Origin of the sequence: Nonomuraea aridisoli, assembly GCF_003236395.1 — a bacterium.
Classification (GTDB): domain Bacteria; phylum Actinomycetota; class Actinomycetes; order Streptosporangiales; family Streptosporangiaceae; genus Nonomuraea; species Nonomuraea aridisoli.
In genome coordinates this window covers 33,519-45,624 of record NZ_POUD01000040.1, presented here as the reverse complement: position 1 = coordinate 45,624, position 12,106 = coordinate 33,519, and the positions used below count along the sequence as shown (strand labels likewise).

Sequence of the window (12,106 nt, the reverse complement as noted above, 5' to 3'; positions counted from 1 at the left end):
CCCCGGCCCCGGCCTCGTGCCCCACCGCCCCCGGCCTACCGGGCGACGACCCGATCCCGTCCCCGACCTCGTGCCACGCCGGGCCCGGCGTGCCGGGTGGTGACGCCTGGCCGGCCCCGGCGTCCGGGTCCGGTGTGTCTGGTGGGGCGTCGGGCCGTGCCGGGGTCGGCGTGCCGGTCGGGGTCGGCTCGGAGGGCAGGACCGGCAGCTCGATGAGCGCGCCGTCGGTGGCCAGCCGTTCGCCGAGCGTCAGGCCACCGGCCGCCGCCGCGCGCAGTCGCTCTGCCCAGCCCCCGGCCGCGGCCATGGCGCGGGCCGGGGGCAGCGTCCCAGCGGCGATCCGCAGGGTGATCTCCAGGCCGTCCTCGGCCGCCTCCCTGATCAGCGCGGCGAGGTCCCGCTCAGCAGCCCTCGGGCCAAGCGTCGCGGCAGGCGGCGCGGCCGCCACAGGTGGCAGGGGCGGCGCGGGTGCCGTAGGCGGCGCGGCCGTCTGCCGCTGGTACGGGTTCGGCAGCGCCTTGTAGTCGATCTTGCCGTTGTCGGTGAGGGGGAACTCGTCCACGAGCACGAACCGGCTCGGCACCATGTAGTCGGGCAGGCGCTCGCGCAGGCAGGCGACGATCTCCTCGTCGGCGGGCGGCCGCGCGGGGTCGGCCGCGGCCACGTACGCCACCAGCCGCGGCCGGTCGTCGGGGCCGCGCACCGACAGCGCCACCGCGTGCTGGACGCCCGGCACCCGGCGCAACGCCGATTCCACCTCGCCGAGCTCGATGCGATGCCCGCGGATCTTGACCTGGCGGTCCATCCGCCCCAGGAACTCGATGGTGCCGTCGGAGCGCCAGCGTCCCAGGTCGCCCGTGCGGTACAGGCGCCCGCGCAGGACCGGATCGGTGATGAAGCGCTCTTCGGTCTGCCGTCGGTCACCGACGTAACCACGCGCCAGCCCGTCCCCGCCGATGTGCAGCTCACCGGCCCGTCCCACCGGGCACGGGCGCGCCTGGTCGTCGAGGATGTGGAAGCTCTGGCCGGGCAGCGGGCGGCCGTACGGGATGCTCGCCCAGGACGGGGACACCTCGCCGATCGGGTGGCAGATCGACCAGATCGACGCCTCCGTGGCGCCGCCCAGGCTGATCACCTGGGCCTCCGGCGCCAGGGCACGGATGCGGTCGGGCAGCGTGACCGGGATCCAGTCACCCGACAGCAGGACCAGCCGGAGCGGCGCGAGCGCCCGGCGGGCCCGGTCCGGGTCGATCTCGGCGTACTCGACGAGCATCTCCAGCAGCGCTGGGGCGGTGTTCCACACCGTCACCCGGTGACGCTCCATGAGGTCGAGCCAGTGGCCGGGGTCGCGCCCGCGGGCGGCGTCCGGCAGGACGAGCGCGGCGCCCGCGCCCATCATCCCGAAGAAGTCGTGGACGGAGAGGTCGAAGCTGAAGGCCGACAGTGCCAGCACGCGGTCCTCGGGGCCGACGGGGAACCGTTCGGTCATCGCGTCGATCGTCGTGCGCGCGGCCCGGTGCTCGATGCCCACGCCCTTGGGCCGCCCGGTCGAACCGGACGTGAAGATCACGTAAGCGAGGTCGTCCGCGCGCGGCCGGCGCACCGGTGCGGACCGCTCCTCCTTCTCCAGTTCGGGCAGCCGGTGCACGGTCACCGTGCCGGGCCAGGCGGCAGGCCCGCCGTCCACCGGCACCAGGGCGTGGCGAATGCCCGCCTGCTCGCAGACGGAGGCGATCCGGCTCTGCGGCCAGGACGGTTCGACCGGCACGTATCCCGCGCCACTCGCGCAGACGCCGAGCAGGGCGACCACCTGGTCGACGCTCTGCGGGAAGGCGACCGCGACGAGATCGCCGGGGCCGACGCCGAGCGCGGACAGGACGGCGCCGATCCGCTCCGCCCGTTCGGCCAGCTCTCCATGGGTGAGGCCGCCGCCCGTGGCCAGCAGCGCCGCCCGCTCGGGCATGGCGCCGGCCGTGGCACGCAGGGGATCGGTCAGGAGGGGCCCCACGTCGCTGCGGCCGTTCAGCGGCTCGTCGGCCAGGAACGACGGATCCCAGCCGAGCGCGGGGTCGTGCCAGGAGCCGGGTTCGGCGGCCAGGCGGCGCAGCAGCCGGTGGTGCGCGTCCCGCATGCCCTCGACGAAGCCGTCGGCGAACAGCCCCTCGACCGCGTCCCAGCAGATGCGCAGCCGGCCGTCCTCGTCGTGGACGATGTGGTCGAGCGCCACCTGAGGGGTCTGGGAGACGCCGAAGACCTCCTCGCCCAGCCAGCCCGCGGGCGAGCCCTCCGGCGTCAGGCCGATGCCGCTGGTGAAGACCACCGGATGGGTGGGGGTGAGGCCGGCGGGCGTCGCGGTCTCGCGCATCACCTCGATGGCGGAGACGGCACGGTGCTCCAGGTCGGTCCAGAAGCGCCGGTTGACCTGGCTCGCGAACTCCTCGAATCCCTTCCAGCGCCGCAGGTCCGCCTGCGGGAGCTCGACGAGCACCGTCGTGGTGAAGTCGCCGACCACGTGCGTCAGCTCGGGATCGTCGGGGCGGTCGAACAGCGTGGTGTTCAGGCAGAACGCCTCGTCGGCGCCCCACCGGGCCAGCACCAGCCCGAACGCGGCCAGCAGCACCCCCGTGGCGCTCAGCCCGCGCCGCGCCGCCTGCTCCTTCAGCGCTCGCCATTCCCCGCCGTCCAGCTCGGCGTACGTACGGGTGAAGCGGTGAGCGTGCACGTGCGCCAGGTCCTTCGCCCACGGCAGGCGCGGGCCGGGCGGCAGCGACGCGGCCCGCCCCCTCCAGTACTCCAGGTCGTGCTCCCGGCGTCGCGCCTCACCGGGATCGGCCTGCCGGCGGCGGACGACATCGGCGAAGGTCGTCGGCACGGGAGCCGGCTCGGCGTCCGGATCGGCGACGAGCCGCCCCCATTCGGACACGATCTGCATCCACCCGGTCATGTCCAAGGCGAGGATGTCGGTGCCGAAGAAGATCCGGGTACGGCCATCGGGCAGGAAGGCCGCCCGGAGGTCGAACAGCGGCCACCGGTCGGCGGGGCGCACCTGGTGGGAACATTCGTGCCGCAGCAGGCGCAGGCGCTCGCGCACCTCGTCCCGTCCGGCACCCCGCAGGTCGTCGACGGCGATCTCGTACGGGCCGGCGTCCGGCAGGACGTGCTGGCGTCCCTGCCGGTCGACGGTCATCCGCAACATGGGATGGCGTCGCACCAGCCGGTTCCACGCCTGCGCCAGGCGCGCAAGATCGGCCTCGGGATCGTCCGTCTCGCGGTCGTACTCCCGGTAGTAGTACGTGGCGACGCCACCCAGCGGGAAGGCCGGATCCCTGCCGATCCAGTACGCGGTCTGCAAGGGCGTGAGGGGGAAGCCCTCCTCTTCGGCCGTTCCTTCCGGGTCAGCGATGCCCGCCGCGACGGTGCGGACCGTCGCCGCCCCGAGAAAGGCCGTCATCGGGAGGTCAAGGCCGAGGTCGCGCAGCCGTCGGCGCAGCCGGACGGCCGTGAACGACTCCAGTCCCAAAGCGGTCAGCGCGGTGTCGGCGGCCACTTCCGAGGCCGGCAGTCCGAGGACCTCTGCGACGAGATCCGTGACGTCCTCGACGGATACAGGGGAGGGGGGCGCTTCCGGCATGGGTCTCCTTCGGATAGACGCACGAACAGCCAGTCCCACTCAGATGTGCAGTGATAATCATTATCATGTTCTTTTGCCCGGCTCCATAGCCTGCGCCCGTTATCACCCGGTTTGGCGGAGATGTGTCGGTTGGCGCCGAGGCCCCCGCGTCGGGTGTCGGGCATCTCACACCGCGAGCGGCTCGTGGATCGGCTGGTGCCCCATGAGTATGATTTTGACAATCATTTCCGTTCTGCGTCGAATGTGGTCCATGTCGGAGGAAGTAGTTTCTGCTGCCCGGGCTCCAGGGGCGGCGCCGTCCCGTGGGAGAGCGGTCACCAGGCTCGCCGTGGTTCTCGGTGGGCTGGCCGCGCTGCTGCTGCTGCCCGCGGCCGCGTTCGCCGGCGCGCTGATCACCGTGGTGGCGATCTACGCGATCGCGGCGACCGGCCGGGGCCGCGGCATGGCCACGGTGCTGCTGGTCGGGATCGCGCTGAACGCGCTGCTCGGCGCGGTGGTCTCGGCGCTGGTGGCCAACGCCCTTGACGAGCAGTCGTTACGGGGGATCGTGTTCTGGCTGCAGGGCGACCTCGACGCCCGCACATGGCAGCATGTCAGCCTCGTCCTGCTGCCGGTGCCGGTCGGTATCGCGGCCACCCTGGTGTTCGCCCGGGATCTGAACGTCATGCTGCTCGGCGACGACGCGGCCCGTACCAGTGGCGTGAACGTCGCCCGTGCCCGGCACGTGCTGCTGGTGCTGGCGTCCCTGCTGACCGGGGTGGCCGTGGCGGTCAGCGGGGTGATCGGCTTCGTCGGGCTGGTGGCCCCGCACGTGATCCGGCTCGTGGCGGGGCCGGACCATCGGCTGCTGCTCCCGGCCGCCGCGCTGCTGGGGGCGATCTTCCTGGTGTCGGCCGACACCGCGGCCCGGCTGCTGCTGGCCCCGGTCACGCTGCAGGCCGGGGTGATCACGGCCTTCGTCGGCGCGCCTGTCTTCCTGCTGCTGGTGCTCTGGTCCCGAAGGAGCACGCCGTGATCGTGATCGACGACGTACGGGTCCAGATCGACGGAGCGGTGCTGCTCGACGGAGTCGACCTGACCGTGCCACCCGGGCGGATGCTGGGCCTGGTCGGTCCGAACGGCGCCGGCAAATCCACGCTGCTGCGGACCATCGCCGGTCTGCGACGGCCCACCGGGGGACGGGTGCTGCTGGACGAGCGGCCCGTACACACCCTGCGACCTCAGGCGCTGGCCCGCCGGATCGCGTATGTGCCGCAGGACACCGCGCTGTCGTTCCCGTTCACCGCCTACCAGGTGACGCTCATGGGACGGCACGCGCACGGCGAGCAGGACGCCCAGGCGGTGCTCGCCGAGGCCGGCATCCCGATGATCGCCATCACCAACAACTGGGGCACCTTGGAGGAGGTCAAGCAGAACCTCACCCTGCTCGGCCGGGCTCTCGGCACGGAGGCCAAGGCCGCCGAGATCACCGCCGAGCTCGACCGGCGCGCGGACGCCGTGGCGGAGCGGATCGGCGCTGTCACCGACCGCCCCAGCGTGGCGATCCTGTCCAACCAGGCCGGGCGGCCGTTCATCAACACCGCCGACGTGCTCACCTCCGACCTGGTCAAGCGGGCGGGCGGTGACCTGGTCGCCGACCGGATCGGCCTGGGCGCCACCGGCCCTGTCGCCGCCGAACAACTCATCGCCGCCGATCCCGACGCGATCCTGCTCGTGGACGTCACCGGCAAGGGCCGCGCTTCCTACGCACCGCTCCTGGACAACCCGGCCGTGGCCGACCTGGCCGCCGTCCGGGACGACAGGGTCAAGCTGCTGCCGGCCCGGATCAGCTACGGAGTGGGCGGCGTCCACCTCGCCGACGGCCTGGAGGAGATCGCCCGCTGGCTGCACCCCGAAACGTCCTGACGAGACCGGACCGTTCTACCGGTAGGTCGCGGACGCCTGGTACATGGAATACACGGCCGTCACCGAGGTGGCCAGAATCTCGTAGTTGAACGCCCTGAGGAGCTGGGCTTGATGGTACAGAGCGAGTTCGGCCGCTTTCCTGTCCGCGTACAGACTCGAATTCCACGTGCAAGAGGGATGACAGGCCAGCGCGGCGGAACGCGCCGGGGTCGTGGACGTCGTGGGCGTCGCGGTCGCCGCACCGGCCGTCGACGGGACCACGACCGCGCCGGCGACGCCCGCGGTGAGCAGAACGATCCCGGGGACGGTGAGTCGTGCGCGCATGGCAGATCCTTTCGCTCGATGCATCCTGCGACGGATGGTCAATGGTGAGTTTCAAGGTGATCTGGGCCGGCCTCGGCCGGGCGTGTACCAGAGCGCCCACGCTCCCGCCATGATCGCCCCACCCGCCGGTAGGAGACCACTGTGCATCGCCGGAAGACGGGGTTGACAGGACGCATGGCGGACATTCGCTGGACATTCGCTTCTGGCCGCTGGACGGGGTGCCGGGAAATGTCAGGTCAACGTTCCGGACCGGGGTGTCAGCGTCCCCCCGCCGACCCCATGCCCTGGAAGGTCAGCGGCTGCGACCGTCTCCGGACGCCGTCGCGAGATCCGCCATGTGGGCGCGGATGCCGGCGACGTCGACACCTGGTTCGTCGGTGTGGTCGGTGCCGAGCTCGGCCAGGATGGCCAGGGCCCGGGACCAGTGGTGACGGGCGTCCTCGTGCCGACCCAGCGCGGCGTGGGCGTGGGCGAGGCCGTCGTGGGCACGGGCCTGGTCGCCCGGCTGGTCCAGGTCCGCGGCGAGCTGCAGGGCCTCGCGGTGGCTGTCGATTGCCTGGTCGTGACGGCCCTGCTCGTGCCGCAGCCGGCCCATGCCGTGGATGGCCTCGTACTGCCAGTTGCGGTTGCCTATCTCGCACGCGAGGTCGAGAGCCTGCTCGTAGCAGGCATGGGCCTGCTCGTACCGCCCGCCGATGCGGTGCATGTCGCCCAAGGAGATGAAGCCGTCGAGTTGGCCGAGCCGGTGCTCGGTGCCGTTGGCCAGTTCCAGTGCCCGGGTGAACCGGTCTGTGGCCAGTTCGTGTTCGTCGCGACCGAGATGGAGGTGACCCAGCGCGAGAAGCGCGCGCACCTCGCCGGTTCGGTGGCCGATCTCCCGAGCGATGTCCAGAGCCTCGGCCAGAGCGTCCGCCGCCTCGCCGTGCCGTCCCACCATCCGGTGGATGTGCCCGCCGCCGATCAACGCGTCCAGCTGACCGGTGCGGTGGCCGACCGCTCGGGCGATGACCAGCGCCTGCGCGAAGTTCTCGATCGATCGTTTGTGATCTCCATGGACGGCGCGCAGCAGGCCGAGGGTGTTCAACGCCCGCAGTTCTCCCGAGGGGTGCTCGATGGCGCGGGCGATGTCCAGGGCGCGCAGGTTGTCGTCGATCGCGGTCTCGTAGCGGTTCTGCCGGTGGCGGATCTCGCCGAGCGCGAGGAGAGCCTCCATCTCTCCCGTACGGTCGGCGGTGGTGCGGGCGGCCGCGAGCGCCCGTGTGCCGAGGGTTTCGGCCTCGGCGTTGCGGCCGCGGATGCGCAGGCACCGGTGCAAGGTGGCCGACAGGTGCCGGATGTGCCGCACATGGCCATGTTCGGCCGCGTACTGGGCGAGGGCCAGCAGGTTGGGCAGCTCCGCCTCGAGCCATTCCTCGGCGTCGGCCGGCGCGGGGGAGGGCGCGTCACCCGGCGGAAGACGCGGCCGCATGTCGGCCTCGTACGGGTAGAGGTGGTCCATCGCCGTCGTGGTGGCCCGGCTGTAGTGGTCCAGCAGCCGGGTCACCGCGGCGTGCCGTTCGGCCTCCGGTTCCTGGCCGGCCAGGGCGGCGGCATGAACCCGGACCAGGTCATGAAACCGGTACCTTCCGGGAACCGGCTCTTGCAGGAGGTTGCCCTCCAGCAGCCGGTCCAGCAGGCCGGATGCCCGGACCACGGAGGTGCCCAGCAGCGCGGCCACCGCGTCCGAGGCGATGTCCGTGCCAGGGTGCGACCCGAGCAGCCGGTACGCACGCTGCTCAGCGAGGGCCAGCCCGCGACAGGAGAGATCGAGCGCCGCGGTGACGCTGCGGTCCCCGGCGTGCAGCTCGCTCAACCGGCGCCGATGCTCCTCCAACCGTGCCAGGAGATGCGCCACGCTCCACGCCGGATGCGCCTTCAGCCGGGCTGCGGCCAGCCGGATCGCCAGCGGCAACAGCCCGCATCGCCGGGCCAGCTCTGCCAGCGCCTCCGGCGGCTCTCCGTCGACCCGCTCGGGGCCGGCGGTACGCACCAGCAACGCGACCGCTTCCGCCGGCGGTAGCACGCCGACCGACATCGTGCGCACATCGTCCAGACCGACCAGCCTCCGCCGGCTGGTGATCAGGACCAGGCAACCACCCGCGCCGGGCAGCAACGGCCGTACCTGCGCCTCGTCGGCGGCGTTGTCCAGCACGATCAGCATCTTCCGATCCGCCAGCACGCTCCGGTACAGGGCCGCCCGGTCCTCGGCGTGCCGGGGGATCGACTCTCCCGGCACGCCCAGGGCCGTCAGAACCCTGGCCAGCGCTTCCGCCGGATCGACCTGGGGCATCCCGTGCGTGTATCCGTGCAGGTCGATGAAGAGATCGCCATCGGGAAACCGGGGGGCGAGCCGGTGTGCGGCGTGCACGGCCAGCGCGGTCTTCCCCACGCCCGCCATGCCGTCGATGGCGGTGACCACCACCGTGCCCGGCGTGCTCAGATCACCGACGTCGTCAAGCGTCGCCAGTTCGTGTTCCCGCCCGACGAACGCCACCGCGTCGGCGGGCAACTGCCGTGGCGGCACCCGTACGGGGCCCGGGCTCTCCGGGGCGTCCTTGGCGGCACGTGTCAGCATCGCCAGCTCCGCATCGTCCAGACGCAGCGCCTCGGCCAGCAACCGCACGGATGTGCTGCGCGGCCGTCGCAGCTCGCCGGTTTCCAGCCGGCCGATGGTGCGGGCACTGAGGCCCGCCTGTGCCGCCAACTCCTCCTGGGTCAACAACGCCCGCTCACGCCAGGCGCGCAACAACCCTCCGAACGTCGTCGGCCATTCCTTCGCAGTGTCGGCGTTGGCAGCGTCACGTTCTTCTGAGGGCATCAACGCGTCTCCGATGTTCGCCGCTGTGAAGGCCATTGTCATACGCCGAAGAAGCGCGGCAAAAGCCGTGCCGCCGATCGGCGGAACGGAGTCGCGACGAGGTCTAGGCCGTCAATGACGCTCGAATGTCCGGCTGCTGTCCTGGGCCGTTCCACGCGCTGATCCCATGATTTCTCGTAAGAGAAAGGGGCTTCATGCGAAGACAGCTACTCACGGCTGTGGCCGGCGCCGCGCTCGCCACAGGACTGGCCGCGGCGCCTTCGAGCGCGGCCACGGCGGCAACGGACACCACGCCGATCGTCAAACCCCTCATCAACCAACGGCCGTGCAACTCCAATGAGCTGCCGCGCCAGATCTGGCTGTATCCGCCGCCGAGCAGCATCTGGCCGACACGGTGTTACGGCGGGACGGTCGGCACCATGTCCCTGGGCACTTTCCCGGTGCAATGGCTCTCGTCAGGGGATTACACGGGCACCATCGAATGTGTCAACGGCCTCGTCTGGCATTTCAATCCAGGCGAAGATCGCCTGCTGAACACCTCATGCGTCCGGCTCACGATCCGTCACGGGAGCTGATGCCGCCACGCCATCCTGAAGCCCGAGCCGGCGTTTCCCGTCATGGCCGGCTCGGACTTCAGGTCTCCGGTCGGTTTCATGCGCGTGTCCCCACGAACGCGGTGGTGAGCTCCTCGGTGGTGGTGATGGCGTGGGCGAAGGTGGGGCCGTTCAGCTCGTGCGCGGCGTGCATCATCTCGGGGAGGAACGCCGCGGTGGCGTCACGCACGAGCGTGACGTGGTAGCCGAGTTCCATGGCGAATCGGCCGGTGGACTCGACGCAGGTGTTCGCCAGCAGGCCGACGAGCACGACATGGGTGATGCCGTGCTGCTTGAGCTGGAAGTCGAGGTCGGTGTTGGCGAACCCGCTCTGTGCCCAGTGCTCCCGGGCCACCACGTCGCCGGGCCGCGGCTGGAAGTCGGGGTGGAACTCCCCGCCCCACGTTCCGCGGGCGAAGCTGTGCCGCTCCATGATGGCGCGCTGGGTGGGGTTGGGGTGATCCCAGGTCTCGTAGTCGCCCGGCTCCCAGCGACGATGCGGCACGATCATCAGACGCATGCCGGCCTCCCGGGCGGATGCGATCACAGCGCGCAGGTGATCCAGCAGTCCGACCTGCCGCGCCACACGCTCTACGCGCGGCCAGATCTTGCCGCCCTCGGACAGGAAGTCGTTGTAGGGGTCGACCAGCAGCACCGCCGTGTGGCGGGGGTCGTACGCCTGGGACATGGCTCCTGCTCCTTGCTTCGGACGGCAAGTGCAGGATTGTTCTCATCGTTCACGGAGTCAAGAAAGCGCTGGTCAAATGCCACTTTGCGGGAATCAGAGAGCGGACGGCGCTCCGACCGGCTTCGACAGCGCCGCCTTGGCGCTCCGGCTCTGCTCGTCGGCCAGCACCTCGAATCGGTCACGGATCAGCGCGTCCATGGTCAGCTCGGCCACCGTGTCCGCACTGATCTTCGGCGCGTCGGTCCAGGCGCTGAGATCCGTGTCCACGAAACCCGCATGCACCCCGACCACCAGGGTTCCCTGCCCGCGCAGCGCCTTGCGCAGGGCGTCCGTCAGTGACCACTGGGCGGCCTTGGAAGCCGCATACCCGGGGAACTGCGGCTGACCGACCCAGGACGCCACCGAGAGCATGTTGACCAGGGCTCCACCACCGTTCCGGGCCAGGATGGGAGCGAAGGCCCGGGCCACCGCCCAGGTGCCGAAGTAGTTCACCTCCATCGCCTGGCGAGCGCCGTCGAAGGCGCCCTCCATCAGCTTGGTGCTCGCACCACCGACCCCCGCGTTGTTGATCAGAATGGCGACGTCACCCGCGGCGGCCGCGGCCGCCGCGACGCTCTCGTCGTCGGTGACGTCCAGGCGCACGGGAACGACGTCGGCATCCGGCACGCTCGCCGGGTCGCGGACGCCGACGTAGACCTTCGCCGCGCCGTGGTGGACGAGTGCGCGGGCGAACGCGCGGCCGATACCGCGATTTCCGCCCGTCACCAGGGCGACTGATCCCGTGATTCTCATGTTTCTTCCTCGTCGTGCAGGCGTCATGCCCGATCGCCGGGCTGAACGGCATCCCTTGCGGGCCGGCTCGAACCGTTCGCCCGGCACCGATGCACCGCGGTCATCCTAACCTCTGAGTTTAGTTTTGCAACTCAGGTGGGCGTGCCGGCCTGGCCCGCGCCCAGGATGCCGATGGTGCGAACGTCGGCGTCGTCAGGAGCCGACCGGGTCCGAGGCGAGCAGCTCGCGTACGCGCGGGGCGACCTCGCGGCCGAGCAGCTCGATGGTGCGGGCACGGACGTCGCGAGGAAGGTGCATGATGTCGTACTTGAGATCGAAGCGGCTCAGGCGGAGGTCGCGGGCCATCCGGGCGATCTTGCGGGCGACCGTGTCGGGTGATCCGACGAACAGCGCGCCGTTCTCGAGTTCGGCTTCGTACCGCTCCCGGCTCGGCGCGTAGAAGCCGCGCTCGGCCGCGAGCGCCGCGACGACGGGCTGCCAGTACGACCACCAGGTCTCGACGGCCTCCTCGTCGGTGTCCGCGACGAGGCCGAGCGAGTGCTGACCGATCGGCAGCTCGGAACGGCCGAAGCGTTCGAGCGCCTTGAGGTACAGCGCGACGTTCCTCGCGAAGCGCTGGGGCCGTCCGCCGATGACGGCCATCATGAGAGGCAGGCCGTGACGGGCGGCGCGCACCACGGAGTCCGGGCTGCCGCCCACGCCGACCCAGGTGGGGATGCCGCCCGGCCGCATGCGGGGGTGTAGCCGCTGCCCAGTGAGGGGCGGTCTGACCGTCCCCGACCAGGTCACCTGCTCCTCGCGTTCGAGCCGCAGGAAGAGGTCGAGCTTCTCCTCGAACAGCCGCTCGTAGTCGGCCAGGTCGTAGCCGAACAGCGGGAAGGACTCCGTCGCGGAGGCACGCCCGAGCACGATCCGGGCGCGGCCGTCGGACACCGCGTCAAGGGTGGAGAACTCGTGGTACAGCCGGACCGGGTCGTTGGTGCTCAGCACGGTCACCGACGTGCCCAGCCCGATGTGTCCCGTGGCGGTGGCGATCGCGGCGAGGAGCACCGGAGCCGCGGAATCGTTGTGCCCGTCCCGGTAGTGCTCGCCCACGCTGAAGACGTTCAGCCCCACCGCCTCGGCGAGCCGGGCCTCCTCCACGAGCAGGCGCACGGTCTCGGCATCGCTGAGCACGCGTCCACCGTCCGTCGCGACCTCTCCGAACGAGTTGAGCCCCAGCTCGAAATATGGATGTTCGATCCTGCCGACGCTCACGGTTCCTCCTGCTCTGTGGTGTTGCCAACTGATCGACGCCGACGGTGCCGTGCCGGCCG

9 protein-coding genes are annotated in these 12,106 nt (G+C 71.1%); 3 read left to right on the top strand and 6 right to left on the bottom strand.

Going from position 1 to position 12,106, the window contains the following annotated elements; translation table 11 throughout:
• Positions 1 to 3,631, bottom strand: a 3,631-nt coding sequence (locus C1J01_RS12730) for a non-ribosomal peptide synthetase (protein ID WP_111179150.1), incomplete at its 3' end; no start/stop codon positions are given.
• Between the two features lie 328 nt (positions 3,632 to 3,959).
• Here C1J01_RS12730 and C1J01_RS12725 point away from each other — a divergent pair.
• Together C1J01_RS12725 and C1J01_RS53025 are read left to right on the top strand one after the other, a co-directional pair.
• On the top strand, positions 3,960 to 4,646 hold the full coding sequence (locus C1J01_RS12725; RefSeq protein ID WP_220039879.1) for a FecCD family ABC transporter permease: 687 nt from the start codon (positions 3,960 to 3,962) through the stop codon (positions 4,644 to 4,646).
• Positions 4,643 to 5,536: an ATP-binding cassette domain-containing protein gene (locus C1J01_RS53025; RefSeq protein ID WP_111179148.1), complete on the top strand. Its 894-nt coding sequence runs from the start codon at positions 4,643 to 4,645 to the stop codon at positions 5,534 to 5,536. Before C1J01_RS12725 ends, C1J01_RS53025 begins: the two co-directional genes overlap by 4 nt.
• 15 nt (positions 5,537 to 5,551) lie before the next feature.
• Here the strand turns inward: C1J01_RS53025 and C1J01_RS12715 are convergent, their stop codons facing one another.
• On the bottom strand, positions 5,552 to 5,860 hold the full coding sequence (locus tag C1J01_RS12715) for a hypothetical protein (RefSeq protein ID WP_111179147.1): 309 nt from the start codon (positions 5,858 to 5,860) through the stop codon (positions 5,552 to 5,554).
• A 292-nt stretch (positions 5,861 to 6,152) separates the two neighbouring features.
• Positions 6,153 to 8,717, bottom strand: a complete 2,565-nt coding sequence (locus C1J01_RS12710) for an ATP-binding protein (RefSeq protein WP_181448720.1) — start codon at positions 8,715 to 8,717, stop codon at positions 6,153 to 6,155.
• A gap of 218 nt (positions 8,718 to 8,935) precedes the next feature.
• Here C1J01_RS12710 and C1J01_RS12705 point away from each other — a divergent pair, with 218 nt between their 5' ends.
• Positions 8,936 to 9,292, top strand: a complete 357-nt coding sequence (locus tag C1J01_RS12705) for a hypothetical protein (protein WP_111179145.1) — start codon at positions 8,936 to 8,938, stop codon at positions 9,290 to 9,292.
• Positions 9,293 to 9,368: 76 nt separating this feature from the next.
• Here the strand turns inward: C1J01_RS12705 and C1J01_RS12700 are convergent, their stop codons facing one another.
• The 3 genes from C1J01_RS12700 to C1J01_RS12690 form a co-directional block, all read right to left on the bottom strand.
• Entirely contained in the window at positions 9,369 to 9,998 is a 630-nt protein-coding gene (locus tag C1J01_RS12700; protein WP_111179144.1) for a cysteine hydrolase family protein, read from the bottom strand.
• Between the two features lie 93 nt (positions 9,999 to 10,091).
• Complete coding sequence (locus C1J01_RS12695) at positions 10,092 to 10,790, bottom strand: SDR family oxidoreductase (RefSeq protein ID WP_111179143.1); 699 nt, start codon at positions 10,788 to 10,790, stop codon at positions 10,092 to 10,094.
• Positions 10,791 to 10,982: 192 nt separating this feature from the next.
• Positions 10,983 to 12,047: an LLM class flavin-dependent oxidoreductase gene (locus C1J01_RS12690; protein WP_220039878.1), complete on the bottom strand. Its 1,065-nt coding sequence runs from the start codon at positions 12,045 to 12,047 to the stop codon at positions 10,983 to 10,985.
• Between the last annotated feature and the right edge of the window lie 59 nt (positions 12,048 to 12,106).

Excerpts from the sequence above, each read along its gene's own strand:
- C1J01_RS12695 (WP_111179143.1), bottom strand. The coding sequence starts at position 10,790 with ATGAGAATCACGGGATCAGTCGCCCTGGTGACGGGCGGAAATCGCGGT.
- C1J01_RS12715 (WP_111179147.1), bottom strand. The coding sequence starts at position 5,860 with ATGCGCGCACGACTCACCGTCCCCGGGATCGTTCTGCTCACCGCGGGC.
- C1J01_RS12710 (WP_181448720.1), bottom strand. The coding sequence starts at position 8,717 with ATGCCCTCAGAAGAACGTGACGCTGCCAACGCCGACACTGCGAAGGAA.
- C1J01_RS12700 (WP_111179144.1), bottom strand. The coding sequence starts at position 9,998 with ATGTCCCAGGCGTACGACCCCCGCCACACGGCGGTGCTGCTGGTCGAC.